This is a genomic window from Pseudomonas graminis (genome assembly GCF_900111735.1).
Taxonomy (GTDB): domain Bacteria; phylum Pseudomonadota; class Gammaproteobacteria; order Pseudomonadales; family Pseudomonadaceae; genus Aquipseudomonas; species Aquipseudomonas graminis.
In genome coordinates, this window is sequence record NZ_FOHW01000002.1 from 198630 (window position 1) to 223889 (window position 25260).

The 25260-nt window shown below is 59.3% G+C and carries 29 protein-coding genes; 15 read left to right on the forward strand and 14 right to left on the reverse strand.

The window, feature by feature from the left end:
• Positions 1-215 precede the first annotated feature (215 nt).
• Both BMY98_RS02710 and BMY98_RS02715 read right to left on the reverse strand, forming a co-directional pair.
• On the reverse strand, positions 216-1421 hold the full coding sequence (locus tag BMY98_RS02710) for an aminotransferase class V-fold PLP-dependent enzyme (protein WP_074884344.1): 1206 nt from the start codon (positions 1419-1421) through the stop codon (positions 216-218).
• A gap of 29 nt (positions 1422-1450) precedes the next feature.
• Positions 1451-1714, reverse strand: a complete 264-nt coding sequence (locus BMY98_RS02715; protein WP_074884347.1) for a DUF3820 family protein — start codon at positions 1712-1714, stop codon at positions 1451-1453.
• Positions 1715-1946: 232 nt separating this feature from the next.
• Between BMY98_RS02715 and BMY98_RS02720 the strand changes: the two genes are divergently transcribed.
• Positions 1947-2420, forward strand: coding sequence for a PA2169 family four-helix-bundle protein (locus BMY98_RS02720; protein ID WP_074884350.1), 474 nt, complete (start codon positions 1947-1949; stop codon positions 2418-2420).
• A gap of 42 nt (positions 2421-2462) precedes the next feature.
• Here the strand turns inward: BMY98_RS02720 and BMY98_RS02725 are convergent, their stop codons facing one another.
• From BMY98_RS02725 to BMY98_RS02775, 11 genes are all read right to left on the reverse strand, one after another.
• Positions 2463-3992 (reverse strand): sensor domain-containing diguanylate cyclase, encoded by a 1530-nt coding sequence (locus tag BMY98_RS02725; protein WP_074884353.1) that lies wholly within the window; start codon positions 3990-3992, stop codon positions 2463-2465.
• Positions 3993-4035: 43 nt separating this feature from the next.
• The gene (locus BMY98_RS02730) at positions 4036-4308 is read right to left on the reverse strand and encodes an HPr family phosphocarrier protein (protein WP_074884356.1); all 273 of its coding nucleotides are present in this window, start codon (positions 4306-4308) and stop codon (positions 4036-4038) included.
• 16 nt (positions 4309-4324) lie between these two features.
• Positions 4325-5182: an RNase adapter RapZ gene (gene rapZ / locus BMY98_RS02735; RefSeq protein WP_074884359.1), complete on the reverse strand. Its 858-nt coding sequence runs from the start codon at positions 5180-5182 to the stop codon at positions 4325-4327.
• Between the two features lie 2 nt (positions 5183-5184).
• Complete coding sequence (gene ptsN / locus BMY98_RS02740; protein WP_074884362.1) at positions 5185-5649, reverse strand: PTS IIA-like nitrogen regulatory protein PtsN; 465 nt, start codon at positions 5647-5649, stop codon at positions 5185-5187.
• A 12-nt stretch (positions 5650-5661) separates the two neighbouring features.
• On the reverse strand, positions 5662-5970 hold the full coding sequence (gene hpf / locus BMY98_RS02745; protein WP_037014798.1) for a ribosome hibernation-promoting factor, HPF/YfiA family: 309 nt from the start codon (positions 5968-5970) through the stop codon (positions 5662-5664).
• A gap of 76 nt (positions 5971-6046) precedes the next feature.
• Complete coding sequence (locus BMY98_RS02750) at positions 6047-7540, reverse strand: RNA polymerase factor sigma-54 (protein WP_074884364.1); 1494 nt, start codon at positions 7538-7540, stop codon at positions 6047-6049.
• Between the two features lie 189 nt (positions 7541-7729).
• Complete coding sequence (gene lptB / locus BMY98_RS02755) at positions 7730-8455, reverse strand: LPS export ABC transporter ATP-binding protein (protein WP_074884367.1); 726 nt, start codon at positions 8453-8455, stop codon at positions 7730-7732.
• Positions 8455-8997: a lipopolysaccharide transport periplasmic protein LptA gene (gene lptA / locus BMY98_RS02760; RefSeq protein WP_037014791.1), complete on the reverse strand. Its 543-nt coding sequence runs from the start codon at positions 8995-8997 to the stop codon at positions 8455-8457. The genes lptB and lptA overlap by 1 nt, the downstream gene beginning before the upstream one ends.
• A complete protein-coding gene (gene lptC / locus BMY98_RS02765) occupies positions 8984-9556 on the reverse strand; it encodes an LPS export ABC transporter periplasmic protein LptC (RefSeq protein ID WP_037014789.1) in 573 nt (190 codons plus the stop codon). The genes lptA and lptC overlap by 14 nt, the downstream gene beginning before the upstream one ends.
• A gap of 10 nt (positions 9557-9566) precedes the next feature.
• On the reverse strand, positions 9567-10100 hold the full coding sequence (locus BMY98_RS02770) for a KdsC family phosphatase (protein WP_074884370.1): 534 nt from the start codon (positions 10098-10100) through the stop codon (positions 9567-9569).
• On the reverse strand, positions 10101-11075 hold the full coding sequence (locus tag BMY98_RS02775) for a KpsF/GutQ family sugar-phosphate isomerase (RefSeq protein WP_074884373.1): 975 nt from the start codon (positions 11073-11075) through the stop codon (positions 10101-10103).
• Between the two features lie 308 nt (positions 11076-11383).
• Here BMY98_RS02775 and BMY98_RS02780 point away from each other — a divergent pair, with 308 nt between their 5' ends.
• The 10 genes from BMY98_RS02780 to hisC all read left to right on the forward strand — a co-directional run bounded on the left by BMY98_RS02780 (position 11384) and on the right by hisC (position 19416).
• Positions 11384-12193, forward strand: a complete 810-nt coding sequence (locus BMY98_RS02780) for an ATP-binding cassette domain-containing protein (RefSeq protein WP_074884376.1) — start codon at positions 11384-11386, stop codon at positions 12191-12193.
• On the forward strand, positions 12193-12990 hold the full coding sequence (mlaE, locus tag BMY98_RS02785) for a lipid asymmetry maintenance ABC transporter permease subunit MlaE (protein ID WP_074884379.1): 798 nt from the start codon (positions 12193-12195) through the stop codon (positions 12988-12990). Before BMY98_RS02780 ends, mlaE begins: the two co-directional genes overlap by 1 nt.
• On the forward strand, positions 12990-13457 hold the full coding sequence (gene mlaD / locus BMY98_RS02790) for an outer membrane lipid asymmetry maintenance protein MlaD (RefSeq protein WP_065992091.1): 468 nt from the start codon (positions 12990-12992) through the stop codon (positions 13455-13457). The genes mlaE and mlaD overlap by 1 nt, the downstream gene beginning before the upstream one ends.
• A gap of 11 nt (positions 13458-13468) precedes the next feature.
• Positions 13469-14125, forward strand: a complete 657-nt coding sequence (locus tag BMY98_RS02795) for an MlaC/ttg2D family ABC transporter substrate-binding protein (RefSeq protein ID WP_074884382.1) — start codon at positions 13469-13471, stop codon at positions 14123-14125.
• Entirely contained in the window at positions 14122-14427 is a 306-nt protein-coding gene (locus tag BMY98_RS02800; RefSeq protein WP_074884386.1) for an STAS domain-containing protein, read from the forward strand. Before BMY98_RS02795 ends, BMY98_RS02800 begins: the two co-directional genes overlap by 4 nt.
• Positions 14428-14541: 114 nt before the next feature.
• The gene (locus BMY98_RS02805; RefSeq protein ID WP_037014766.1) at positions 14542-14781 is read left to right on the forward strand and encodes a BolA family protein; all 240 of its coding nucleotides are present in this window, start codon (positions 14542-14544) and stop codon (positions 14779-14781) included.
• Positions 14782-14804: 23 nt separating this feature from the next.
• Complete coding sequence (gene murA, locus BMY98_RS02810; protein ID WP_074884754.1) at positions 14805-16070, forward strand: UDP-N-acetylglucosamine 1-carboxyvinyltransferase; 1266 nt, start codon at positions 14805-14807, stop codon at positions 16068-16070.
• 164 nt (positions 16071-16234) lie between these two features.
• On the forward strand, positions 16235-16870 hold the full coding sequence (gene hisG / locus BMY98_RS02815; RefSeq protein ID WP_074884389.1) for an ATP phosphoribosyltransferase: 636 nt from the start codon (positions 16235-16237) through the stop codon (positions 16868-16870).
• Positions 16871-17026: 156 nt separating this feature from the next.
• Positions 17027-18355 carry a histidinol dehydrogenase gene (hisD, locus tag BMY98_RS02820; protein WP_074884392.1) on the forward strand — a complete coding sequence of 443 codons (1329 nt, stop codon included), beginning with the start codon at positions 17027-17029 and terminating at the stop codon, positions 18353-18355.
• A 2-nt stretch (positions 18356-18357) separates the two neighbouring features.
• The gene (gene hisC / locus BMY98_RS02825; protein WP_074884395.1) at positions 18358-19416 is read left to right on the forward strand and encodes a histidinol-phosphate transaminase; all 1059 of its coding nucleotides are present in this window, start codon (positions 18358-18360) and stop codon (positions 19414-19416) included.
• Positions 19417-19442: 26 nt separating this feature from the next.
• Here the strand turns inward: hisC and algW are convergent, their stop codons facing one another.
• Complete coding sequence (algW, locus tag BMY98_RS02830; RefSeq protein ID WP_074884398.1) at positions 19443-20609, reverse strand: Do family serine endopeptidase AlgW; 1167 nt, start codon at positions 20607-20609, stop codon at positions 19443-19445.
• A 98-nt stretch (positions 20610-20707) separates the two neighbouring features.
• Here algW and BMY98_RS02835 point away from each other — a divergent pair, with 98 nt between their 5' ends.
• The 4 genes from BMY98_RS02835 to cysN all read left to right on the forward strand — a co-directional run bounded on the left by BMY98_RS02835 (position 20708) and on the right by cysN (position 24885).
• Positions 20708-21466, forward strand: a complete 759-nt coding sequence (locus BMY98_RS02835) for a Nif3-like dinuclear metal center hexameric protein (protein ID WP_074884401.1) — start codon at positions 20708-20710, stop codon at positions 21464-21466.
• A 147-nt stretch (positions 21467-21613) separates the two neighbouring features.
• A complete protein-coding gene (cysD, locus tag BMY98_RS02840; protein WP_074884403.1) occupies positions 21614-22531 on the forward strand; it encodes a sulfate adenylyltransferase subunit CysD in 918 nt (305 codons plus the stop codon).
• A 60-nt stretch (positions 22532-22591) separates the two neighbouring features.
• Positions 22592-22933 (forward strand): four helix bundle protein, encoded by a 342-nt coding sequence (locus tag BMY98_RS02845; RefSeq protein WP_074884406.1) that lies wholly within the window; start codon positions 22592-22594, stop codon positions 22931-22933.
• A 53-nt stretch (positions 22934-22986) separates the two neighbouring features.
• A complete protein-coding gene (gene cysN / locus BMY98_RS02850; RefSeq protein ID WP_074884409.1) occupies positions 22987-24885 on the forward strand; it encodes a sulfate adenylyltransferase subunit CysN in 1899 nt (632 codons plus the stop codon).
• Positions 24886-25260: the final 375 nt, after the last annotated feature.

Genomic DNA, 25260 nt, shown 5'->3' on the forward strand with positions numbered 1-25260 from the left:
TACGGTGTTCCTTGGTCGGGAACGCCGTTTTTTTTTGCGCTGTTCATACGCAATAGATATGTACCGCACAGGCAGTGGCTGGAGCGCTTATCTTTGCCGCTCCTTTGTAGTTCGTTTCTCGATGGATTTACGGCGCCTTCGTCATGAAGGCGCCGTCTTTTTTTCTGCGGTCCTTTCGGGGGCCTTGATCCCGGCGCTGAATGGGGGTGCAGGCCTCACGCCAGCGCGCGGAGCGCTGCCACCAACTGGTCAACGTCCTTTGCCGACGTGGTGAATCCCGGCGTGATGCGAATGCACGCCCCGCAGGCCGAGCCCTCTCGCGTCACTGCAAAAATACCGTGCTCATCGAGCAGGCGCTTGACCATGAGTTCCTGATCCCCGTGACGGCTGAACCGGAATGACGTGATCCCGCAATACAGCCGAGGGTCGTCCGGCGTCAGCACGTCAATGCCTTCGATAGCGCGCGCCTGAGTGACCCACAGGTCTCGCAGGTAAGCCAGGCGTGCGCCTTTGGCCGGAGCACCGCCCATGGCCCGATGGTCGGCGAACACTTTGGGCAGTGTCATCAGCGCCGGGATATTCGGCGTCCCGTACGGCACGCGGCCGAGGATGTCGTCCGCACCGTAGCGCTCGTCTGCCATGTCGGGGTCGATGGCGCTCAGGCGTTCCTGCTTCACATAAATAAAGCCCAGGCTCAGCGGCGCGCCTATCCATTTCTGCAGGTTGAAGCCGGCGAACGACACGCCGAGATCAGCAAGCTCGAAATCCAGCAGGCCCAAGGCATGGGCGCCATCCAGAATGACCTCGATGCCGTGGGCTTTAGCCAGCTCGGCGATGGCCTTCACCGGCATCACCAGCCCGGTCCGGTGGGTGACGTACGTCAGCGCCACCAGTTTGAGTCGTGGGTGAGCGGCAAACGCTTCGCGGTAGGTCTGCAGCAGACCGTCGTGGCTCGCGGGATGCTGGTGAGTGACCTCAATCACCTCCACGCCGCGATTCTTCGCCAACCAGCGCATGCCAGTCTGGACGCTGTTGTAGTCCAGGTCGCTGACCAGCACCTGGTCGCCAGCCACGAGGCCGTTGTAGTTGCGAATCAGCGCTTGCACCGACTCCGACGCGGAGCGGGTGAGGGCGACTTCGCGGGCTGGCACGTTGAGCAGATCGGCGAGATCGGCGCGAATCACCTCGCTGTCCTCGAAGTCGAACTTCTGCCGCACATAGACCGAGTTGCTGCGATTGACGTAAGCGAGGTTCTGCTCGTAATCCTTGAGTGCCGCGCGGGTCATGCGGCCGAAATAGCCGTATTCGAAATTGACCGGCCCAGGCTCGACGTCGTACTGAGCCGCAACCTGCTGCCAGAACGCTTCGTCCCGAGCCTGTTCATCCGCCAATTCCGTTATTGCGTATGCAGTGCTGTTCATCAAGCGGCTCGCTTTTATAAATGGACGTTTTAGTTGAAACGAATGGGCGTTTTCGAAGGGCCCGGCCGCAGAGGTTCGCGAGGCCGGGTGCGCAGCGGATCCAGCAACGCCGAAAGGCCGTTGTGATCAATCTCGTGCATCAGTGCCAGCAGGCTGCCCAGCTCACCTGCCGGGAAACCCTGCCGGGCGAACCAGTTCAGGTAGTCACCTGGCAGGTCCGCCAGCAATCGCCCTTGATACTTGCCGAACGGCATTTCGCGAGCCACCAATAGTTTGAGTTTCTCTGGATTCATCCAATAACCGCTTATCCGTTCGAGTGAACTTGAAAGATACGTGCATTCTGCAATTGCGCAAACACACAGATCATGCAGAAAGCGCGGCGCGACTGTCGCTTGATATTATTAACTCATTGAAAATTAAGGATATTCTTTATCAGCAAAAGCTGGCATGCACAGTGCAATATCTACCTTATCGAGTGTTTCGTTAACCAAACCTTTGATAAACCTGCCAGAAAGGAACCGCAAAATGTCGGATATCAACAAAGAAGCCATCTCTATTCTGAATGACTTGATCGAGACCAGCATTGACGGTGAGAAAGGTTTTCACACTGCTGCTGAAGACGCCAAGAACCCGGAAATCAAGGCCTACCTGCTTTCCCGCTCCTCTGGCTGCAAGACTTCGGTTGCCGAGCTGCAAGCTGAAGTACGCGCACTGGGCGGCGATCCAGAAGATTCGTCCAGCATTGCTGGCGGCGCACACCGTCTGTGGGTCAACCTGAAAAGCGCTTTGAGCGGCAAGAACGACGAAGCCGTCCTCAACGAAGTCGAAAGCGGCGAAGACCACGCGCTGAAGGCTTACAAAGAAGCGTCGCAGAAAGCGACTGAGAAAAACCTGCCGGTCAACGTTACCAGCTTGATCCAGCGTCAGCTGCAGGGCGTGCAAGCGAACCATGACAAGGTCAAAGCCTTGCGCAACACCGTTCGTGCTGCCAACAAGTAATTCGCGGTAGTTCGGAAAAACGCCAGCCAGTCTGGCGTTTTTTTATGCCTGCTGTTCCGCGAAGGGCGCAACGTACGGTTCGACTTCCACGCGGTTCCTGCCGTTTTTCTTGGCGCGGTACAGGGCACGATCAGCAGCATGAAACAGCAGTTCGGGCTGATCGTGGGTTACCGGCAGATGCGTGGCGACGCCGATGCTCACCGTGATGGGCACTGTGTCCTCAGCGAAAGGCGGAAGTGCTTCAATTGCAAGGCGCAGCTTTTCTGCAATGACACAGGCACCTGCCTTTTCGGTTTCTGGAAGCACCACCATGAATTCTTCACCGCCATACCGGGCGGCGAGGTCACCTGGCCTGCGGATGCTGGCGGCGAGCGTCTGGGCGACGCTGCGCAGTGCAACGTCGCCGCCATGATGTCCGTGTCGGTCATTGAAGGCCTTGAAGTGGTCCACATCAATCATCAGTAATGCCAGAGGCCTTCCCGAACGCATGCTTCGCGCCCATTCCTGCTTGAGCACCTGATCCAGCCTGCGCCGGTTGGCCAGACCGGTCAGCCCGTCCCTAGATGCCAGGCCAGCCAGTTCGCGCTCGGCGTTTTGGCGCAGACGCAGCTGACGGCCCAATAGCCAGGACAGCAGCAGAATGCCGATGCAGAGCAGGCCAGTGGCGCCTGCCACCAACATTGCATTGCGCTGCCAGACGGCATAGACGTCGTCCCGCGATTGCGCCACCACCACAATGAGTGGCAGGTCACCGACCCGAGAAAACGTATACAGGCGCTGAACGCCGTCAAGATCGGATACCGCGGTGAAACTGCCATTGACCTCCGACAGCACGCGTTTGAAGTTCTGGCGCATGCTGAAGTCCTGGCCTACATAGGTCCGACCATTGGATTCAGGCTGCCGGGCGAGGAGTATCCCGTTGGCACCTAACAAGTTGATGGTGCTCCCCGGGCCGACGTCCAGCGTGCGAAACAACTGGTCGAAGTAAGTCAGCCTCATGGACGCGCTGGCCACGCCAACGAACCTGCCGTCATTTGAAGGGATGCGGCGGCTGAAACTTATGCACAGGTCTTTGAAGCCCCATCGGGTACGAAACGGTCCGTCGACCAGCAGTGCAAGGGAATTGTTGTCCCGGTGATGCTGGAAACTCGACCTGTCAGAGAAGTTATCCTGACGCGGTGTCAACGAGGTCGAGTCGGCAATGATGCTCCCCGTCTCGTTCAGCAACACCAGATCACCCTTGTAAGGCGCGGCAGTAGCGCGATCAAAGAGTACCAACTGACGCAACTCAGGCGAGATGGTCCCAAGGTCCGGTCTCAGCCATGCAGAGATCAGCCCTTGGAGCGAGGTATCATAAAGTTCGGCATTGCGTTGGACGTCAGCATCGATAAGCTGCACGACGTTGTTCGCCGCACGCACGGAGGCTTCGTTGGCGCTGCCCAGCTCCCTGAACAGCAGCCACGCAACGATTGCCATAATCGCCATGACCGCCAGAACGCTGCCCAGAAGGAGCATCTTCTCGGACCCCGACCTGCTCCTTCGCACAAACGTCCGCGTGAATGACAGTGGCATCGCTCATCTCTGACGGTAATGGACGCGTCGCCCAGGCGTAAGCTTATTCGCCTTCGTCAAACTTGTTGTTGATCAGCTCCACCAGTCCCGCCAGCGCGGCCTCGGCGTCTTCACCTTCGGTAGCCAGATGAATCAGGGTGCCCTTGCCGGCAGCGAGCATCATGACGGCCATGATGCTTTTGCCATCGACCATGGTTTCCGGCGTGCGGCCAACCCTGATCTGACACGGGTACTTGCCGGCGACACCCACGAACTTGGCGGCGGCCCGGGCGTGCAGACCCAGCTTGTTGATGATGGTGATTTCTAGAGCGGGCATCGCGATGGAGGTCCTTTCAGCTTAGGTCGCGGTGGCGGACCTGAACATTCTTGAGCGATTGCTGCAGCACCTGACCCAGACGTTCTGTCAGGTAGACGGAGCGGTGGTGTCCGCCGGTGCAGCCAATGGCGATAGTGACGTAGGCGCGGTTGCTGGCGGCGAAGCGCGGCAACCACTTGTTGAGGTACGCAAAGATGTCCTGGAACATTTCTTCGACGTCCGGCTGAGCTGCAAGGTAATCGGCAACCGGCTTGTCGAGGCCCGACTGCTCGCGCAGCTCCGGTTTCCAGTACGGATTGGGCAGGCAGCGCACGTCGAACACCAGGTCGGCGTCCACGGGCATGCCGCGCTTGAAGCCGAAGGATTCGATGAGGAAGGCGGTGCCCGGCTCGGGTTTGTTCAGCAGGCGCAGTTTAAGAATGTCGCGCAGCTGGTAGAGATTCAGGTGCGTGGTGTCGACCGTCAGATCAGCCAGGTCGATGATCGGACCGAGCAGGGTTTTCTCGTCACGAATCGCCTCGGCCAGCGAGCGTGTTGCCGTGCTCAGCGGGTGACGACGTCGGGTCTCGGAAAAACGCTTGAGCAGGGTTGCTTCATCGGCATCGAGAAACAGCACGTCGCACTGGATATGGCGGGCGCGAACTTCGGCGAGCATGCGCGGGAATCGTGTCAGGTGACTGGGCAGGTTGCGCGCATCAATCGAGACAGCTAATAAAGGCTCAGCCAGCTCGGTGTTGATCAGCGCGCGCTCGGCCAGCTCAGGGAGCAGGCCGGCGGGAAGATTGTCGACACAGTAGAAGCCGCTGTCTTCAAGGACATCGAGGGCCGTGCTCTTGCCGGAGCCGGAGCGGCCGCTGACGATGATCATGCGCATGATCAGTGACCGTTCTGGACGTCGAGCACGACGTTGTAGAGCTCTTCGCCTGTCTTGGCGCCGCGCAGGCGCTTACGCACCTCGGCCTGATCAAGCATGCTGGCGATCTGGCGCAGCAGTTCGAGATGGGCATCGGTGGCCGCTTCCGGGACCAGCAGCACAAACAGCAGGTCAACCGGTGCGCCGTCAATGGCGTCGAAATCTATAGGTTTCTCGAGATGCAGCACGGCGCTGACAGGCGTTGTACAGCCCTTAAGCCTACAGTGGGGAATGGCGATGCCATTGCCGAATCCGGTAGAACCGAGCTTTTCACGGGCAATAAGACTTTCAAACATCACCTGCTCATCAAGATCAGGCACTTGCTTGCTGATCACGTTGGCGATGTTTTGGAGTACGGCTTTTTTGCTGCCGCCTGGCACGTTCACGAGTGAACGGCCAGGGGTCAGGATATTTTCAAGTCGGATCATGAGTGGGGAGTGTCAGCGAGCAGTCGCGCCTTGCAGCAGACTTTGCTGTTTTTCCTTATGTTTTTTGAGTTGGCGGTCAAGCTTGTCGGCAAGCAGGTCAATGGCTGCATACATGTCGTCGTGTTCGGCGTTGGCAACCACTTCAGCACCAGGAACATGCAAGGTGGCTTCGATTTTCTGCTTGAGCTTCTCGACCTCCATCGTGACCTGCACATTCGTGATCTTGTCAAAGTGGCGTTCCAGTCGGGCGAGCTTCTCGCCGATGTAGGTACGCAGAGGTTCGGTCACTTCCAGCTGGTGTCCACTGATGTTGACTTGCATACAGCTTCTCCTTCGTTGCCAGTGCATTAAGAGGCAGGCGTAATGCCTGCCACTGAAACACTTTGACGTGTGGCCTTTACATCAGCCGCTTGCGTTCGCTGGACGGCGAAATCCCAAGGGATTCGCGGTACTTGGCGACTGTGCGACGGGCCACTTGAATGCCTTGTGCTTCCAGTAAACCAGCGATCTTGCTGTCACTCAACGGCTTTTTCTGATTTTCCGCGGCGACCAGTTTTTTGATGATCGCGCGAATCGCCGTGGACGAGCATTCGCCGCCTTCGGAGGTGCTGACGTGGCTGGAAAAGAAATATTTGAGTTCGTAGATCCCGCGCGGGGTGTGCATGAATTTCTGCGTGGTCACCCGGGAAATCGTCGATTCGTGCATGCCGACCGCTTCGGCGATGTCATGCAGAACCAGCGGCTTCATGGCCTCGTCGCCGTACTCGAGGAAGCCGCGCTGGTGTTCGACGATTTGCGTGGCCACCTTCATCAGCGTCTCGTTGCGGCTCTGCAGGCTTTTGATGAACCAGCGGGCTTCCTGCAGTTGATTGCGCATGAAGGTGTTGTCGGCACTGGTATCGGCGCGACGCACGAATCCTGCGTATTGCGGATTGACCCGCAGGCGCGGCACGGATTCCTGGTTCAGCTCCACCAGCCAGCGCTCGTTGTCCTTGCGCACAATGACGTCAGGCACGACGTATTCAGCTTCACTGGACTCGATCTGTGAGCCGGGCCGCGGGTTGAGGCTTTGGACCAGTTCGATGACCTGACGCAGGTCGTCTTCCTTGAGCTTCATGCGGCGCATCAGTTGCGCGTAGTCGCGGCTGCCCAACAGGTCGATGTATTCGCTGACCAGCTTCTGGGCTTCCGCCAGCCACCTGGTTTTGGCCGGCAACTGGCGAAGCTGCAGCAGGAGGCATTCACTCAGGTTGCGAGCGCCGATGCCGGCAGGCTCGAACTGCTGGATGCGGTGCAGAACGGCTTCTATCTCATCCAGCTCGATATCGAGTTCGGGATCGAATGCGTCGAGCAATTCTTCAAGTGTTTCGTCGAGGTAGCCCTGGTTGTTGATGCAGTCGATCAGGGTCACGGCGATCAGGCGATCGGTGTCGGACATCGGCGCCAGGTTGAGCTGCCAGAGCAGGTGGCTTTGCAGGCTCTCGCCAACAGAGGTGCGGGTGGTGAAATCCCACTCGTCATCGTCATTGCTGGGCAGGCTGCTGGCGCTGGTTTGATAGACGTCTTCCCACGCGGTGTCGACGGGCAGCTCGTTGGGGATGCGCTCGTTCCAGTCGCCCTCATCCAGATTGTCGACGGTAGGAGCCGATTCCTGATAGGTGGGCTCCTGAACATCAGCGTTGGGCTTTTGCTCTACGTTATCCGCCAAGGGGTCGGCATTGTCGAAATCGTCGCCTTCCTCCTGCCGTTCCAGCATCGGGTTCGACTCCAGCGCCTCCTGAATCTCCTGTTGGAGATCCAGCGTCGACAGCTGAAGCAAGCGGATTGCCTGTTGCAGCTGAGGCGTCATCGTCAGCTGCTGGCCCATTCTCAAGACTAGCGAAGGTTTCATGGCAGGGCTTAACACCTTATTCGCCGGCGCACTGCGCGCCATTTACTACCAGGGCGCCGATGGCGCCAACTTAAGCAAATTATATGCCTGAAGCTGGAGGGTTTGCCTAGAGTGTGATGACAATTAAAAAACGAGGTCGGCGATAGCGCGCGCTGCGGGGCACCGCACAACCTCATGTCATCACTGCGGTTACAGGCGGAACTCGTGACCCAGATACACTTCCTTGACCAACTGGTTGGCCAGGATGGATTCGGCGTCGCCTTCGGCAATTAGCTGCCCATCGTTGACGATGTAGGCGGTTTCGCAGATATCCAGCGTTTCACGCACGTTGTGGTCGGTGATCAGCACGCCGATCCCTTTGGCCTTGAGGTGGTGAATGATCTGCTTGATGTCGCCTACGGAAATAGGGTCGACACCGGCGAAGGGTTCGTCGAGCAGAATGAATTTCGGCGAAGTGGCAAGCGCGCGTGCGATCTCCACACGGCGACGTTCACCACCCGACAGGCTCATGCCCAGGTTGTCGCGAATGTGGGTGATGTGGAATTCCTGCAGCAGGCTCTCCAGCTCCTTGCGGCGGGCAGCGCGATCGAGCTCCTTGCGGGTCTCCAGGATCGCCATGATGTTGTCCGAGACGGAGAGCTTGCGGAAGATCGATGCTTCCTGTGGCAGGTAGCCAATACCGGCGCGTGCGCGGCCGTGCATCGGCTGGTGGCTGACGTCCTGGTCGTCGATCAGGACGCGACCCTGGTCCGCCTGAACCAGGCCGACGATCATGTAGAAGCAGGTGGTCTTGCCGGCGCCGTTGGGGCCGAGCAGGCCGACGATCTGGCCGCTCTCGATGGACAGGCTGACGTCACGTACGACCTGGCGGCTTTTATAGGCCTTGGCCAGGTGTTGGGCTTTCAGCGTTGCCATTACTGGGCCTTCTGCTGGTCGGTTTTCTTTTTCGGCTGGATGACCATGTCGATGCGAGGGCGTGGGGCGGTGACCTTGGTGCCATTGGCACGACCGGCGTTCACGACCTGCTTGACGGTGTCATAGACGATTTTCTCGCCTTCGGACGTGTTGCCGTCGTTGACTACTTTGGCCTTGTCGATCAGCACGATGCGGTTCTGGGCCGCGAAGTACTGGATGGTGACGCCCCAGGCCTGAACGATCGGCTTGTCCACCGATGGCTTCTGCTCGTAGTAAGCCAGGTTGCCCACGGACGTAAACACGTCCACGTCGCCTTGCGGTGTTCGGGTGATGGTCACGGTGTTGCCGGTGATCTTCATCGTGCCCTGGGTGATGATGACATTGCCTTTGTAAGTGGCGATGCCTTGCTTGTCGTCCAGTTGCGCGTCATCCGACTGAATGTGGATGGGTTGATCGCGATCCGTCGGCAGAGACCAGGCGCTCGCGCTTCCCAGTGCTGCGCCCAGGCCGAGCAAAAAAGGAAGGGTTTTAACGAGCCTCATACTGTCCTCTTACGTTGGATAGCAGGTTCATCCTGCTTTCTTTCAGATACGCTTTCATACCCGTGCCGGTGGTTACACCGCCAAGGCCGTCGATTCTAACGGGTTGGGCAGTCTCCGCATATTGCTTCTGCGGGAATACAGTCATGCGGCTGCTGGTGATGATGGTGGTACGATTCTTTTCGTCGGTGCGGTTGATGCGCACCGAGTCGATCAGCTCGACGTGATCACCCCCCGGCGACACTTCGGCGCGAACGCTCTGTACGTGCCACGGGAAGGTCGAGCCGCGATACATCTGCAGCACCGGCGTGGTCATCAGGGTGACGTCGGTGGCTTTCAAGTGCTCGACCTTGTCGGCGGTCATGTCGTACTGCATGGTCCCGTCGGGCAGGTACTGAATGCTGTGGGCGTTGGTCGCATAGTAATCGACAGCGCTTTCATCCACGGCAGCCTTGGGTTGATCGAGGAAGCTTTCCGGACTGATGTTCCAGTAGCCGACCGCTGCCAGCAGCAGTGCCAGCACACCGAACAGCAGAAACGTACGAAACTTTTTGCTCAGCATAAATGCACTTCTATAGGTAGGCGGCGTGAGCCGCTTCGAGGTTGCCCTGAGCTTTCAGGATCAACTCGCAGAATTCGCGGGCAGCGCCTTCGCCGCCACGTGCCTGGGTGGTGCCATGGGCGTGCTCGCGAACAAAGCCGGCAGCGTTGGCAACGGCCATGCCCAGACCGACCCGGCGAATGACCGGCAGATCAGGCAAGTCGTCACCCAGATACGCGACGTGCTCGTAGCTTAGATTCAGTTGTTGCAAAAGCTCGTCGAGAACCACGAGTTTGTCTTCGCGGCCCTGATAGAGATGTGCGATGCCGAGGTTCTTCGCGCGCCGCTCAACCACGGGCGTCTTGCGCCCGCTGATGATGGCTGTCGTCACACCCGAGTTGATGAGCATCTTGATGCCCTGACCGTCGAGTGTGTTGAACGTCTTGAACTCGCTGCCGTCTTCGAGGAAATACAGGCGCCCATCGGTCAGTACGCCATCGACATCGAAGATGGCCAGTTTGATGTTCTTGCCGCGTTGCATCAGGTCATTCATATCGGCGCTCATTTACATGACTCCTGCGCGGAGCAGGTCTTGAAGGTTGAACGCGCCAACCGGGCGATCGTTCTCGTCGACCACGATGAGTGCGCCGATCTTGTTGTCTTCCATGATTTTCAGGGCTTCGGCCGCCAGCATTTCCGGGCGCACGGTCTTGCCGTGGACGGTCATCACTTCATCGATGCTTGCCTGGCGTATGTCGATCGGGCGATCCAGCGTGCGACGCAAATCACCGTCCGTGAATATACCGGCAAGGCGGCCATCGCTCTCGATAATGGCAGTCATGCCCAGCCCCTTGCGGGTCATTTCCATCAGCGAGTCGCGAAGCGGCGTGCCCCGCGCAACCTGCGGGAGGTCGACGCCAGTGTGCATGACATGCTCGACCTTCAACAGCAGCCGACGACCCAGCGCACCGCCCGGGTGGGAAAAGGCGAAGTCTTCGGCGGTGAAGCCTCTGGCGTCCAGTAGCGCAACGGCCAGGGCGTCGCCCATGACCAGCGCCGCTGTGGTGGAGGAGGTGGGCGCCAGATTCAGCGGGCAGGCTTCTTTTTCGACCCGTGCATTGAGGTTGACGTCTGCGGCCTTGGCCAGCGTTGACTCCGGGTTGCCGGTCAGGCTGATCATCTTGATGCCCAGGCGCTTGATCAAAGGCAGCAATGTGACGATTTCGGCTGTCGTACCCGAATTGGACAGGGCCAGGATGATGTCGGCGCTGGTGATCATGCCCATGTCGCCGTGGCTGGCCTCGGCCGGGTGCACAAAAAACGAAGGGGTGCCGGTGCTGGCAAGGGTGGCAGCGATCTTCTTGCCGATATGCCCGGACTTGCCCATGCCGACCACGACCACGCGGCCCTGGCTGCCCAGAATCATGTCGCACGCGCTGACGAAATCGGCATTGATGTGCGCAAGCAAACCTTCCACTGCTTCTATTTCAAGGCGGATGGTGCTCTGTGCCGATTCAATCAGATTGCGCGCATTGGACATATCGGAAGGGGTCGCTTGGTCAAAAGCCGGGGATTATAGCGGCAATGTTCAAAAGCCTCACGCTTCATCGTTGCTGTTTGTTTAATGAAAGGGCGCGTCCTTCAGCAACTGAGTGATAACGGCTGACGACGGGTACGAAATTTCCACGCCGTCCTTAATGCCGTCCTTTGTTTGCGACTTGACGCGTTGGAGCTTGGGCGGCGTGCGACAGCGGTGGTATAGTCCGCCGCTTGTTCGGCCCCTCCATAAGTGTGTCGTTCGTCAAGAACGCGGCATCTGAGAGACAGGTTGCATCGCAAGGAGTTTAGATGAGTGCCGATAACGCCTACGCGGTCGAGCTGAAGGGCGTTTCCTTCAAGCGCGGTGCGCGCAGCATCTTCAATAATGTGGACATCCGCATCCCCCGGGGCAAAGTCACCGGCATCATGGGCCCGTCGGGCAGTGGTAAAACCACACTGCTGCGGTTGATGGGCGCACAACTGCGTCCGAGCGCGGGTGAAGTCTGGGTCAATGGCCAGAATTTGCCAAAGCTTTCGCGCAGCGATCTGTTCGATGCGCGCAAGCAGATGGGCGTGCTCTTTCAGAGCGGCGCACTGTTCACCGATCTCGACGTTTTCGAAAACGTGGCGTTCCCGCTGCGGGTTCACACCAAGCTGCCTGAAGACATGATCCGCGACATCGTTCTGCTCAAGCTGCAGGCGGTGGGGCTTCGTGGTGCAGTCGACTTGATGCCCGACGAGCTGTCGGGTGGCATGAAGCGTCGTGTTGCACTGGCGCGCGCCATCGCGCTGGATCCCCAGATCCTCATGTACGACGAACCCTTCGTGGGCCAGGACCCTATCGCCATGGGTGTGCTGGTTCGGCTGATCCGGCTGCTCAATGATGCGCTGGGCATCACCAGTATCGTGGTGTCCCACGACCTCGCCGAGACTGCGAGTATTGCCGACTATCTCTATGTCGTCGGCGATGGTCAGGTGCTGGGGCAGGGCACACCGCAGGAACTGATGCAGTCGGATAACCCTCGTATACGTCAGTTCATGACGGGTGATCCCGACGGGCCGGTGCCTTTCCATTATCCGGCGCCGGATTATCGCGACGATCTTTTGGGGAAGCGCTGATGCGCAGAAAGTCTTTAATGGATCGCGTACGCCTGATGGGGCGTTCGACGATCGATATGGTTGCAGTGCTGGGTCGTTCAGGGATTTTTCTGGTTCATGCGTTGCTTGGGCGCGGCGGAATCGGTGGTGGCTTCCAGCTGCTGCTTCGTCAGCTGCACTCGGTGGGCGTCATGTCACTGGCCATTATCGTCGTATCCGGCGTATTTATCGGCATGGTGCTGGCGCTGCAAGGCTTCAGCATTCTCGCCAAGTATGGCTCCGAGCAGGCCGTGGGGCAGATGGTTGCCCTGACGTTGCTGCGTGAACTCGGCCCGGTCGTCACCGCTCTATTGTTCGCCGGCCGTGCAGGCTCTGCGCTCACCGCTGAAATCGGCAACATGAAATCCACCGAGCAGTTGTCCAGCCTCGAGATGATTGGCGTCGATCCGCTCAAATACATCGTCGCGCCGCGTCTCTGGGCAGGCTTCATTTCGCTGCCGGTGCTGGCGCTGATTTTCAGCGTGGTCGGCATCTGGGGTGGTTCTTGGGTGGCAGTGGACTGGCTGGGCGTTTACGAAGGCTCCTTCTGGGCCAACATGCAGAACAGCGTTTCGTTTACCGATGATGTACTCAACGGTGTCATCAAGAGCGTCGTGTTCGCTTTTGTCGTCACCTGGATTGCCGTGTTTCAGGGCTATGACTGCGAGCCCACGTCCGAAGGGATCAGTCGCGCCACGACCAAGACCGTGGTCTACGCCTCATTGGCCGTACTGGGCCTGGACTTTATTATGACCGCCTTGATGTTTGGAGACTTCTGATGCAAAACCGCACCCTCGAAACCGGCGTAGGCCTGTTTCTGCTGGCCGGGATCCTGGCTTTGCTCCTGCTCGCCCTGCGCGTCAGCGGTCTGAGCGCCAGCGCCAACACCGACACTTATAAACTTTACGCAAATTTCGACAATATCGCCGGTTTGACTGTCAGAGCGAAAGTGACCATGGCCGGTGTGAACATTGGCAAGGTCACTGCAATCGATCTGGATCACGATACCTTCACAGGGCGCGTGACGATGGAAGTGAACAAGCGGGTCAACAACCTGCCTTCGGATTCCACGGCTTCCATTCTGACCGCAGGCCTGCTGGGTGAAAAATACATCGGCATCAGTGTCGGTGGCGATGACCAACTGTTGAAAGACGGCGGCACCATCCATGACACCCAGTCCTCGTTGGTACTCGAAGACCTGATCGGTAAATTCCTGCTCAATTCAGTGGGCAAAGACGCCAAATGAGGAGTTTTTTCATGATCTCGATTCTGCGCCGTGGCCTTCTGGTGCTGCTGGCCGCCCTGCCTTTGTTTGCCAATGCAGCGGCGTCCGATGCTTCCGCCCACGACCTGGTTGATCGCACCACCAAGCAATTGCTGGCTGACCTGTCCGCCAACAAAGAAACCTACAAGTCCAATCCGCAAGCCTTTTACGATGCACTCAACGGCATCGTTGGCCCGGTCATCGACGCTGATGGCATCTCCAAAAGCATCATGACCGTGAAGTATTCGCGCAATGCGTCCCCGGCGCAGATGCAACGCTTCCAGGAAAACTTCAAGCGCAGCCTGATTCAGTTCTATGGCAACGCACTGCTTGAGTACAACAACCAGGGCATCACTGTGTCCCCTGCCAAGCAGGAAGGCGCTGATCGCACTTCCGTCGACATGTCGGTCAAGGGCAACAATGGCGCGGTCTACCCTGTTTCCTACACCCTCGTCAAAATTGGCGGTGAGTGGAAAGTGCGTAACGTGATCATCAACGGCATCAATATCGGCAAGCTGTTCCGCGATCAGTTCGCTGACGCCATGCAGCGCAACGGTAACGACCTGGACAAAACCATCGACGGCTGGGCTGGCGAAGTCGCCAAGGCCAAGCAGACCTCGGAAGCCTCCAGCGACAAGGTTGTCAAATGAGTCAAGCGTCCGTCACTGCCGCTGGCGGCGGAGAGCTGATGCTCTCCGGCGTGATCGACTATCGGACCGGCCCCGCCTTGCGTGAGCAGGGCGCGGCGCTGATCAAGGCAAGCACTGCTCCGGCGCTGACACTGGATTGCTCCGGTGTCGAAAAGTCCAGCAGTGTCGGCCTTTCATTGCTCCTCGCCTTCATGCGGGATGCTCAGGCGGCGGGCAAGTCAGCCACCGTCCGGGCGTTGCCTGAAGACATGCAGGAAATCGCCAAAGTCTCTGAGCTGACCGAGCTGTTGCAGCACCATTAATTGCTTTCATCGATCAAGCCCCTCGTCCGTCCCTTGCAAAGTAGGGTTCGCAACGAGAGGGCTTTTTTGTATGATGGCCGACCCGCGCGCGTAGGGCGCCGATAGAGGTTAAGCATGCAGGCCGTAGAAGTTAAAAGCTTCCTGGAAGCTAAGTTGCCAGACATCCAGGTCGAAGTTGAAGGCGAAGGCTGCAATTTCCAGCTGAACCTGATCAGCGACGAACTGGCCGCACTGAGCCCGGTCAAGCGCCAGCAGCAGATCTACACGCATTTGAACCCATGGATCGCCGATGGCAGTATCCATGCGGTCACCATGAAATTTTTCAGCCGCGCTGCATGGGCCGAGCGCACCTGAGCCAAAACGGCGTCGAGATTCCAATGGATAAACTGATTATTACTGGCGGCATTCGTCTTGATGGCGAAATCCGCATCTCCGGGGCAAAGAACTCTGCCCTGCCGATTCTCGCAGCCACGCTGCTGGCTGATGGTCCTGTGACCGTCGCCAACCTGCCGCACCTGCACGACATCACCACCATGATCGAGCTGTTCGGTCGTATGGGCATCGAGCCGATCATCGACGAGAAGCTCAGCGTCGAGATCGATCCTCGCACCATCAAGACCCTGGTCGCACCGTACGAACTGGTGAAAACCATGCGTGCGTCGATCCTCGTCCTCGGCCCTATGGTTGCCCGTTTCGGTGAAGCCGAAGTGGCATTGCCTGGTGGTTGCGCCATCGGTTCGCGGCCGGTCGATCTGCACATCCGTGGTCTTGAAGCCATGGGCGCGATCATCGACGTCGAAGGCGGTTACATCAAGGCCAAGGCGCCGGAAGGCGGCCTCCGAGGTGCGCACTTCTTCTTCGACACCGTCAGCGTCACCGGTACCGAGAACATCATGATGGCCGCTGCCCTGGCCAACGGCCGCAGCGTCCTGCAAAACGCCGCCCGTGAACCTGAAGTCGTCGACCTGGCGAACTTCATCAACGCGATGGGCGGTAAAGTCTCTGGCGCCGGCACCGACACCATCACCATCGACGGCGTCAAACGCCTGGGTTCGGCGACCTATCGCGTCATGCCCGACCGTATCGAAACCGGCACCTATCTGGTGGCCGCGGCTGCGACCGGCGGCCGTGTGAAACTCAAGGACACCGATCCGACAATTCTCGAAGCGGTTCTCGAGAAGCTGCGTGAAGCCGGTGCCGAGATCACGACCGGCAGCAACTGGATCGAGCTGGACATGCACGGCAAACGTCCGAAAGCGGTCAACGTGCGCACTGCGCCATACCCGGCTTTCCCGACTGACATGCAGGCCCAGTTCATCTCGCTGAATGCCATTGCCGAGGGTACCGGGACGGTCATCGAAACCATCTTCGAAAACCGCTTCATGCACGTGTATGAAATGCACCGCATGGGCGCGCAGATTCAGGTCGAGGGCAACACCGCTATCGTCACCGGCTGCACCAAGCTCAAAGGCGCGCCAGTGATGGCGACCGACCTGCGTGCTTCGGCGAGCCTGGTCATTTCGGCGCTGGTTGCCGAAGGTGACACGCTGATCGACCGCATCTACCACATCGACCGTGGTTACGAATGCATCGAAGAAAAGCTGCAGATGCTGGGCGCGAAGATCCGTCGCGTCCCGGGCTAGTCAGCTGCTGCGCGTTCGCCCGGGTCGATGAGATCGACCTGGGCAACGTGTCTGGCCATCGCGCCATGACTTTCTGATTCGTTTCACTCTGGCTTCTTGAGCCCGAGGTTGTCGGGCGCCAGTTGCGACCCGGCACGCGCTGCTGATAAGGACTGACGTTTCCCATGTTGACCATCGCACTGTCCAAGGGCCGTATCCTCGACGACACCTTGCCGCTGCTCGCTGCGGCGGGCATCGTGCCGACCGAGAATCCGGACAAGAGCCGCAAGCTGATCATCCCAACGACGCAGCCCGATGTGCGCCTGCTGATCGTGCGCGCCACCGACGTGCCGACCTATGTCGAGCATGGCGCTGCAGATCTCGGCGTTGCGGGCAAGGACGTCCTGATGGAATACGGCGGTCAAGGGCTGTACGAGCCCCTCGACCTGCAAATCGCCCAGTGCAAGTTGATGACCGCAGGCGCGGTCGGCGCCGTCGAACCCAAGGGTCGGCTGCGTGTTGCAACCAAGTTCGTCAATGTTGCCAAGCGCTACTACGCCGAACAAGGCCGTCAGGTCGACATCATCAAGCTGTATGGCTCCATGGAGCTTGCGCCGCTTGTAGGCCTGGCCGACAAGATCATCGACGTCGTCGACACCGGCAACACGCTGCGGGCCAACGGCCTCGAACCGCAAGACATGATTGCCCACATCAGCTCGCGTCTGGTGGTGAACAAGGCATCCATGAAAATGCAGCACGCCCGCATTCAGTCGCTGATCGACACCCTGCGCACAGCCGTGGAGTCGCGACACCGCGGTTGACTGAATCGCGTGACCTTCAACAGGATCACGCCCAGCTATCCGTGTCATAGCCAAATTTCTCAGGTGCCCGCGCGGATGGCTTGCTAGCTTAGGCATCTGCCTATCCTTGCAACTGACATCGCCACCTGAGAAATCGCCATCATTGAGGCCCACGCTATGACCACTCCCAACGCTATTCGCCGACTCAACGCTGCCGATCCGGATTTCGCCCGTCATCTGGATCATCTGCTGAGCTGGGAAAGTGTGTCTGACGACTCGGTCAATGAGCGTGTGCTGGACATCATCAAGAACGTGCGCGAGCGCGGTGATGCGGCCCTGGTGGAATACACCCGCCGCTTCGACGGCCTGGACGTTGCGTCAATGGCGGACCTGATTCTGCCGCGTGAGCGCCTGGAGCTTGCACTGACCCGCATCACGCCGGACCAGCGTCAGGCCCTCGAAAAAGCAGCCGACCGGGTGCGCAGTTACCACGAGCGGCAGAAGCAGGATTCCTGGAGCTACACCGAAGCCGACGGCACCGTCCTCGGCCAGAAAGTCACTCCTCTGGACCGCGCCGGCCTTTACGTGCCGGGCGGTAAAGCGTCTTACCCGTCTTCAGTGTTGATGAACGCCATTCCCGCCAAAGTGGCTGGCGTGGGCGAAGTGGTCATGGTCGTGCCGACCCCGCGCGGTGAGCTCAACGAGCTGGTACTGGCGGCGGCCTGCATCGCCGGCGTCGATCGGGTATTCACCATCGGCGGCGCGCAGGCGGTTGCGGCGCTGGCCTATGGCACTGAAAGCGTTCCACAGGTGGACAAAGTCGTCGGGCCGGGCAACATCTATGTGGCCACCGCCAAGCGTCATGTGTTCGGTCAGGTGGGCATCGACATGATCGCCGGCCCGTCGGAGATTCTGGTGGTGTGCGACGGCCAGACCGACCCGGACTGGATCGCCATGGACCTGTTCTCTCAGGCCGAGCACGACGAAGACGCCCAGGCGATTCTGGTCAGCCCGGATGCGGAATTCCTTGATCGCGTCGCGGCCAGCATCGCCAGACTGATGCCGACGATGGAGCGCGCGGAAATCATCCAGACCTCGATCAATGGCCGCGGCGCCTTGATCAAAGTGGTCGACATGACTCAGGCGATTGAAGTCGCCAACCGGATTGCGCCGGAGCACCTGGAGTTATCGGTGGCCGACCCTGAGGCCTGGCTGCCGCAGATTCGCCACGCCGGCGCGATCTTCATGGGCCGCCACACGTCCGAAGCGCTGGGAGACTACTGCGCAGGTCCCAACCACGTGTTGCCGACTTCGGGCACCGCGCGATTCTCGTCGCCGCTGGGCGTGTACGATTTTCAGAAACGCTCATCGATCATTTACTGCTCGGAGCAGGGCGCGTCCGAACTGGGCAAAACGGCCTCTGTGCTGGCGCGCGGCGAGTCATTGACCGCCCATGCCCGCAGCGCCGAATACCGCATCGTCGACACCGAACAAGAGGGCAACTGAGCATGAGTAAATTCTGGAGTCCCTTCGTCAACGACCTGGTGCCTTATGTACCGGGCGAGCAGCCCAAGCTAACCAAACTGGTGAAGCTCAACACCAACGAAAACCCCTATGGGCCGTCGCCCAAGGCGATCGATGCCATGCGTGCTGCGGTCAGTGACGAGCTGCGCCTGTATCCCGACCCCAACAGTGACGTGCTGAAGCAAGCCGTAGCGCGTTATTACGGCGTCGACGCCAATCGCGTGTTCCTCGGCAACGGTTCGGATGAGGTGCTGGCCCACGCCTATAACGCGTTCTTCCGACAGGAGAAACCGCTGCTGTTCCCGGACATCAGCTACAGCTTCTATCCGGTGTACTGCGGCCTGTATGGCGTCGACTATGAGGCCGTGCCGCTGGACGAGCAGTTTCAAATTCGCGTCGAAGATTACGCGCGTCCCAATGGCGGCATCATTTTCCCGAACCCAAATGCACCCACCGGCTGCCTGTTGGCACTCGATGCCGTCGAGCAGATCCTCAAGAACAGCCCGGATTCGGTGGTGATCGTCGACGAGGCGTACATCGACTTCGGCGGCGAAACCGCGATTAGCCTGGTGGAGCGCTATCCGAACCTGCTGGTCACCCAGACGCTGTCCAAGTCGCGCTCCCTCGCCGGGTTGCGAGTGGGCCTTGCGGTGGGGCATCCCGACCTGATCGAAGCGCTGGAACGGGTCAAGAACAGCTTCAACTCGTATCCGCTGGACCGTATGGCTATCGTTGGCGCTGCAGCGGCATTCGATGACCGTGAGTACTTCGAGCGCACCTGCCAGCGCGTGATTGCCAGCCGTGAAGCGCTTGTCGAGCAGTTGGAGGGCAAGGGCTTTGAAGTGCTGCCCTCGGCCGCGAATTTCATCTTCGCACGCCACCCTCAGCATGACGCTGCCGGACTGGCAGCCAAGGTACGGGAACAGGGCGTGATCGTGCGTCACTTCAAACAAACGCGTATCGCGCAGTTCCTGCGCATCACCATCGGCACGCCTGAACAGAATCAGGCGCTGGTGGAGGCGTTGGGAGATTTGTCGAGCTGAGTTGAGGGTTGCTTAACGGCAACCGATCAATTCTCCGCCGCAGGCGCCGTTGTCTGCGGTGGCCGCACGCCCACTTCGGCGGTCAGTTTCAATTCCTTGCCATTGCGCATGACCTGAATGGTGATCTTGTCGGTCGGCTTGGTGCGCGCCACCTGATTCATGGAACGGCGCCCGTCGCCGGCTGGCTCGCCGTTGATGCTCAAGATCACATCACCCAGTTGCAATCCGGCCTTCTGCGCCGGGCCGTCCCGGAAAATCCCGGCGACCACGATGCCCGGGCGGTCCTTCAGCCCGAACGATTCCGACAGCTCCTGGGTCAATGGCTGTACTTCGATACCCAACCAGCCGCGAATCACCTGACCGTGCTCGATGATTGACTTCATCACCTCCAGCGCCAGCTTGGTGGGAATCGCAAAACCAATGCCCTGGGAGCCACCGGATTTGGAGAAGATCGCCGTGTTGATCCCGGTCAGGTTGCCGTTGGCGTCCACCAGCGCGCCGCCCGAGTTGCCGGGGTTGATCGCCGCGTCGGTCTGAATGAAGTCTTCGTAGGTGTTGAGGCCCAACTGATTTCGCCCGGTGGCACTGATGATGCCCATGGTCACGGTCTGACCGACGCCAAACGGGTTACCGATCGCCAATGCGACGTCGCCGATGCGGATGGAATCCGAACGGCCAAGGGTAATGGAAGGCAGGTTTTTCAGGTCAATCTTGAGGACCGCAAGATCGGTCTCCGGGTCGCTGCCGACCACTTTGGCAATGGTCTCGCGACCGTCCTTGAGCGCAACGACAATCTGGTCGGCGCCGGAGGTGACGTGGTTGTTGGTCAGCAGGTAGCCTTCCGGGCTCATGATCACGGCCGATCCCAGGCTCGACTGCATGCGCTTTTGTTTAGGCAAGTTGTCGCCGAAGAAACGACGAAACTGCGGGTCGTCGAACAGCGGATGGTTGGGCTTATTGTTGTTATTGACCATCTTGGTCGTGTACAGATTGGCCACGGCCGGGGCGGCGTTGCTGACGGCGTCCGCGTAAGACACCGGACCCTGTTGCACGAAGGCCTGCTGGGGCGCTTGTTGCAGGTTCACGTCCTGGCTTGGAAGCCCGACCCACTCGGGGTATCGCTGGATAATCAATAAAGCGATTAGCACACCAGCGAGCAAGGGCCAGCCGAGAAAACGCAGCGCTTTGAACATTGAGCGGAGTCCTGAAGGTAGAAGCGCCTAGCTGCGCCATAATGGGCGGCATTATACGAGGACCGACACGGTCTGGACTGCATATTTAGGAGACTTTTATGGCCGTTGCCCTGAGCACCCTGGTGGAAGAAGCGGACCGCTATCTCGGTAGCGCGCGGATTCAGGATTATTGCCCCAATGGCCTACAGGTCGAGGGTCGGCCGCAGGTCAGGCGCATCGTCTCCGGTGTTACGGCGAGTCAAGCGTTGCTCGACGCGGCGGTGGAGGCCAACGCCGATCTGGTGCTGGTGCATCACGGGTATTTCTGGAAGGGCGAAAATCCCTGCATCACCGGCATGAAGCAGCGTCGCCTGAAGACGCTGCTTAAGCACGACATCAGTCTGCTGTCCTATCACTTGCCCCTTGACCTTCACGCCGACGTGGGCAATAACGTTCAGTTGGCCCGGCAACTGGAGATCACTGTCGAAGGCCCGCTGGACCCGGACAATCCACGCATCGTCGGGCTGGTGGGCTCACTCAGCGAGGCCATGACCCCACGGGATTTCGCCCATCGCGTGCAGACTGCATTGGGACGCGAGCCGCTGCTGATCGAAGGCGACGGCATGATTCGCCGGGTCGGCTGGTGCACCGGAGGCGGGCAGGGTTACATCGATCAAGCCGTGCTGGCCGGTGTGGACCTGTATTTGAGTGGCGAGGCGTCCGAGCAGACCTTTCACAGCGCGCGGGAAAACGGCATCAGTTTCATTGCTGCCGGCCATCACGCCACCGAGCGCTACGGGGTGCAGGCACTGGGTGATTACCTGGCGCGACGCTTTGCCCTGGAGCATCTGTTCGTCGACTGCCCGAACCCGATTTAGCATGCCTGCGCGTCCAAAGCCTGAGCTATATGGATAGATCGTTTCGATCTATCCACGCCGCTGAATAGAATCAGGCCCCATGATAAAGTGCCTCGCTCGATAGAGCCCGCAGGCTCTCCCTACACGTACGTTATCCCGTGAGTAACCATGGTCGACAAACTGACGCATCTGAAACAGCTGGAGGCGGAAAGCATCCACATCATCCGCGAGGTCGCTGCCGAGTTCGATAACCCGGTGATGCTGTACTCCGTCGGTAAAGACTCTGCCGTGATGCTGCATCTGGCGCGCAAGGCCTTCTTTCCGGGCAAGCTGCCGTTCCCGGTGATGCACGTCGACACCCGCTGGAAATTCCAGGAGATGTACCGCTTCCGCGACAAGATGGTCGAGGACATGGGCCTGGACCTCATCGTGCACGTGAACCCGGACGGCGTCGCGCAGGGTATCAACCCGCTGACCCACGGCAGCTCGAAGCACACCGATATCATGAAAACCCAGGGTCTCAAGCAGGCCCTCGACAAGCACGGCTTCGATGCCGCGTTCGGCGGCGCCCGTCGTGACGAGGAGAAATCCCGCGCCAAAGAGCGCGTGTATTCCTTCCGCGACACCAAGCACCGCTGGGACCCGAAAAACCAGCGTCCCGAGCTGTGGAACGTCTACAACGGCAACGTCAACAAAGGCGAGTCGATCCGCGTGTTCCCGCTCTCCAACTGGACCGAGCTGGACATCTGGCAGTACATCTACCTCGAAGGTATCCCGATCGTCCCGCTGTACTTCGCCGCCGAGCGCGAAGTCATCGAGATGAACGGCACCTGGATCATGATCGACGACGACCGCCTGCGTAATCACCTGTCCGACGAGGACAAGAAGCGCATCGTCAAGAAAAAGGTCCGCTTCCGCACACTGGGCGACTACCCGTTGACGGGCGCTGTCGAGTCCGAGGCCACCAGCCTCACCGACATCATTCAGGAAATGCTCCTGACGCGAACTTCCGAGCGCCAGGGCCGGGTCATCGACCACGATGGCGCCGGCTCGATGGAAGAAAAGAAACGTCAGGGTTATTTCTAACAAGCAGCCGCAAGCTTCAAGTGGCAAGCTCTAAGCAAAAGCGAATACGAGGTGATCGAAATGGATTTCGAGCGACTTGTGGTTTGGCAAAGAGCCAAAGCACTAGCTGTCATGATTTACAAGGAGCTGGCTGCATGCAGAGATCTGGCTTTCAAGAGCCAGATCACACGCTCAGCTTTGTCAGTGCCCAGCAATATCGCGGAAGGCATGGAGCGTTACACAGCAAAGGATAAGTGCCGGTTTTTATGGATAGCGAAAGCGTCCTGCGGTGAGTTGAGAACCCAGCTCATCGTGGGTAAAGAAATCGGCTACATCTCCGAGTCACTTGCTGCCGCTTGGATAATTGAAACCCGCGAGCTTTCAAAAATGCTATGCGGGCTGATCAACAAAATTTCTGACTAGCTGTATGCCGACGAGCTTGCCGCTTGAAGCTTACAGCTTGGAGCTTGAACCCAATGAGCCATCAATCTGAATTGATCAGCGAGGACATCCTCGCCTATCTGGGCCAGCACGAACGCAAGGAAATGCTGCGCTTCCTGACCTGTGGCAACGTCGACGACGGCAAGAGCACGTTGATCGGGCGTCTGCTGCACGATTCCAAGATGATCTATGAAGATCACCTGGAAGCCATCACCCGTGATTCGAAAAAATCCGGCACCACGGGCGACGAAGTCGATCTGGCATTGCTGGTCGACGGCCTGCAGGCCGAGCGCGAGCAGGGCATCACCATCGATGTCGCCTACCGTTACTTCTCCACCGCCAAGCGCAAGTTCATCATCGCCGACACCCCCGGCCATGAGCAGTACACCCGCAACATGGCCACCGGTGCCTCCACCTGTGACCTGGCGATCATTCTGGTCGACGCCCGCTACGGCGTGCAGACCCAGACCAAGCGCCACAGCTACATCGCCTCGTTGCTGGGCATCAAGCACATCGTGGTCGCCATCAACAAGATGGACCTCAATGGCTTCGACGAGACCATCTTCGAGCAGATCAAGGCCGATTACCTGGCGTTCGCCGACCGCATTGCGCTGAAGCCGACAACGATGGAATTCGTGCCGATGTCAGCCCTCAAGGGCGACAACGTGGTCAACCGGAGCGAGCGTTCGCCGTGGTACACCGGCAAGTCGCTGATGGAGATTCTCGAAACCGTCGAGATCGCCAACGACCGCAATTTCACCGACCTGCGTTTCCCGGTGCAGTACGTCAACCGTCCTAACCTGAACTTCCGCGGTTTCGCCGGCACCCTGGCTAGCGGTATCGTGCACAAGGGCGACGAAGTCGTTGTGCTGCCGTCCGGCAAGAGCAGCCGGGTGAAATCCATCGTCACCTTTGAAGGCGAGCTGGAGCATGCGGGCCCGGGTCAGGCGGTGACGCTGACCATGGAAGGCGAGATCGACATCTCCCGTGGCGACCTGTTGGTGCATGCCGACAATGTCCCTCAGGTGGCCGACGCCTTCGACGCCATGCTGGTGTGGATGGCCGAAGAGCCGATGCTGCCGGGCAAGAAATACGACATCAAACGCGCCACGTCCTACGTGCCGGGTTCGATTGCCAGCATCACCCATCGTGTTGACGTGAACACCCTGGAAGAAGGCCCGGCCAGTTCGCTGCAGCTGAATGAAATCGGCCGCGTGAAGATCGCACTGGACGCGCCGATCGCCCTCGACGGCTACGACAGCAACCGCACCACAGGCGCGTTCATTGTCATCGACCGTTTGACCAATGGCACCGTGGCGGCAGGCATGATCATCGCCAAACCGTTGGTTGCGGGTGGCGGTAATCATCACGGCGCGCTGGCCCATGTCTCGACAGAGGAGCGCGCTCAGCGCTTCGGCCAGAAACCGGCGACCGTGCTGTTCAGCGGTTTGTCGGGTGCGGGCAAGAGCACGCTGGCATATGCCGTGGAGCGCAAGCTTTTCGACATGGGCCGTGGGGTGTTCGTCCTTGATGGCCAGAATCTGCGCCACGACCTCAACAAGGGCTTGCCGCATGATCGCGCCGGTCGCACCGAGAACTGGCGTCGTGCTGCCCATGTTGCGCGTCAGTTCAACGAAGCGGGCTTGCTGACCCTCGCGGCGTTCGTCGCGCCGGACGCGGGCGGTCGGCAGAATGCCAAGGCCCTGATCGGCGATGATCGACTGATCACCGTGTACGTTCAAGCGTCGCCGCAAGTCTGCCGCGAGCGTGACCCTCAGGGGCTCTACGCCGCCGGCAAGGACAACATCCCGGGTGAATCCTTCCCGTATGACGTCCCGCTGGATGCCGACCTGGTCATCGACACGCAGTCGCTGAATGTCGAAGAAAGCGTCAAGCAAGTGCTGGATCTGCTGCGGACCCGTGGTGTGATCTAAACGCTGTTCGCTGTACAAAAAACCCGCCTGTGATGGCGGGTTTTTTGTTGCCCGGCCATGTGGACCACCATTTTGGATGAAAACACCGGTTCGCCAGCAAGCCGGCTCCTACGGATTGGGGCGGTTCGCAGATGGGGTGCCTGGCGCAGTTCCAGTGTAGGAGCGCGCTTGCCCGCGAAGGCGTGGTGTCAGAAACATCCATACCGACTGACACACCGTCTTCGCGGGCAAGCGCGCTCCTACATTGATCCGTCCTCGTATCGGGATGACATGGCTGACGTGGAACTCGTACATACCGGATTCCCATGAGCCGAACGCCCACAAAAAAGCCCGCCCCTGATCACCTCAGGGGCGGGCTTTTGGTGAAGCGTGAAC

Excerpts from the sequence above, each read along its gene's own strand:
- BMY98_RS02710 (WP_074884344.1), bottom strand. The coding sequence starts at position 1,421 with ATGAACAGCACTGCATACGCAATAACGGAATTGGCGGATGAACAGGCT.
- BMY98_RS02715 (WP_074884347.1), bottom strand. The coding sequence starts at position 1,714 with ATGAATCCAGAGAAACTCAAACTATTGGTGGCTCGCGAAATGCCGTTC.
- BMY98_RS02720 (WP_074884350.1), top strand. The coding sequence starts at position 1,947 with ATGTCGGATATCAACAAAGAAGCCATCTCTATTCTGAATGACTTGATC.
- BMY98_RS02725 (WP_074884353.1), bottom strand. The coding sequence starts at position 3,992 with ATGCCACTGTCATTCACGCGGACGTTTGTGCGAAGGAGCAGGTCGGGG.
- BMY98_RS02730 (WP_074884356.1), bottom strand. The coding sequence starts at position 4,308 with ATGCCCGCTCTAGAAATCACCATCATCAACAAGCTGGGTCTGCACGCC.
- rapZ (WP_074884359.1), bottom strand. The coding sequence starts at position 5,182 with ATGCGCATGATCATCGTCAGCGGCCGCTCCGGCTCCGGCAAGAGCACG.
- ptsN (WP_074884362.1), bottom strand. The coding sequence starts at position 5,649 with ATGATCCGACTTGAAAATATCCTGACCCCTGGCCGTTCACTCGTGAAC.
- hpf (WP_037014798.1), bottom strand. The coding sequence starts at position 5,970 with ATGCAAGTCAACATCAGTGGACACCAGCTGGAAGTGACCGAACCTCTG.
- BMY98_RS02750 (WP_074884364.1), bottom strand. The coding sequence starts at position 7,540 with ATGAAACCTTCGCTAGTCTTGAGAATGGGCCAGCAGCTGACGATGACG.
- lptB (WP_074884367.1), bottom strand. The coding sequence starts at position 8,455 with ATGGCAACGCTGAAAGCCCAACACCTGGCCAAGGCCTATAAAAGCCGC.
- lptA (WP_037014791.1), bottom strand. The coding sequence starts at position 8,997 with ATGAGGCTCGTTAAAACCCTTCCTTTTTTGCTCGGCCTGGGCGCAGCA.
- lptC (WP_037014789.1), bottom strand. The coding sequence starts at position 9,556 with ATGCTGAGCAAAAAGTTTCGTACGTTTCTGCTGTTCGGTGTGCTGGCA.
- BMY98_RS02770 (WP_074884370.1), bottom strand. The coding sequence starts at position 10,100 with ATGAGCGCCGATATGAATGACCTGATGCAACGCGGCAAGAACATCAAA.
- BMY98_RS02775 (WP_074884373.1), bottom strand. The coding sequence starts at position 11,075 with ATGTCCAATGCGCGCAATCTGATTGAATCGGCACAGAGCACCATCCGC.
- BMY98_RS02780 (WP_074884376.1), top strand. The coding sequence starts at position 11,384 with ATGAGTGCCGATAACGCCTACGCGGTCGAGCTGAAGGGCGTTTCCTTC.
- mlaE (WP_074884379.1), top strand. The coding sequence starts at position 12,193 with ATGCGCAGAAAGTCTTTAATGGATCGCGTACGCCTGATGGGGCGTTCG.
- mlaD (WP_065992091.1), top strand. The coding sequence starts at position 12,990 with ATGCAAAACCGCACCCTCGAAACCGGCGTAGGCCTGTTTCTGCTGGCC.
- BMY98_RS02795 (WP_074884382.1), top strand. The coding sequence starts at position 13,469 with ATGATCTCGATTCTGCGCCGTGGCCTTCTGGTGCTGCTGGCCGCCCTG.
- BMY98_RS02800 (WP_074884386.1), top strand. The coding sequence starts at position 14,122 with ATGAGTCAAGCGTCCGTCACTGCCGCTGGCGGCGGAGAGCTGATGCTC.
- BMY98_RS02805 (WP_037014766.1), top strand. The coding sequence starts at position 14,542 with ATGCAGGCCGTAGAAGTTAAAAGCTTCCTGGAAGCTAAGTTGCCAGAC.
- murA (WP_074884754.1), top strand. The coding sequence starts at position 14,805 with ATGGATAAACTGATTATTACTGGCGGCATTCGTCTTGATGGCGAAATC.
- hisG (WP_074884389.1), top strand. The coding sequence starts at position 16,235 with ATGTTGACCATCGCACTGTCCAAGGGCCGTATCCTCGACGACACCTTG.
- hisD (WP_074884392.1), top strand. The coding sequence starts at position 17,027 with ATGACCACTCCCAACGCTATTCGCCGACTCAACGCTGCCGATCCGGAT.
- hisC (WP_074884395.1), top strand. The coding sequence starts at position 18,358 with ATGAGTAAATTCTGGAGTCCCTTCGTCAACGACCTGGTGCCTTATGTA.
- algW (WP_074884398.1), bottom strand. The coding sequence starts at position 20,609 with ATGTTCAAAGCGCTGCGTTTTCTCGGCTGGCCCTTGCTCGCTGGTGTG.
- BMY98_RS02835 (WP_074884401.1), top strand. The coding sequence starts at position 20,708 with ATGGCCGTTGCCCTGAGCACCCTGGTGGAAGAAGCGGACCGCTATCTC.
- cysD (WP_074884403.1), top strand. The coding sequence starts at position 21,614 with ATGGTCGACAAACTGACGCATCTGAAACAGCTGGAGGCGGAAAGCATC.
- BMY98_RS02845 (WP_074884406.1), top strand. The coding sequence starts at position 22,592 with ATGGATTTCGAGCGACTTGTGGTTTGGCAAAGAGCCAAAGCACTAGCT.
- cysN (WP_074884409.1), top strand. The coding sequence starts at position 22,987 with ATGAGCCATCAATCTGAATTGATCAGCGAGGACATCCTCGCCTATCTG.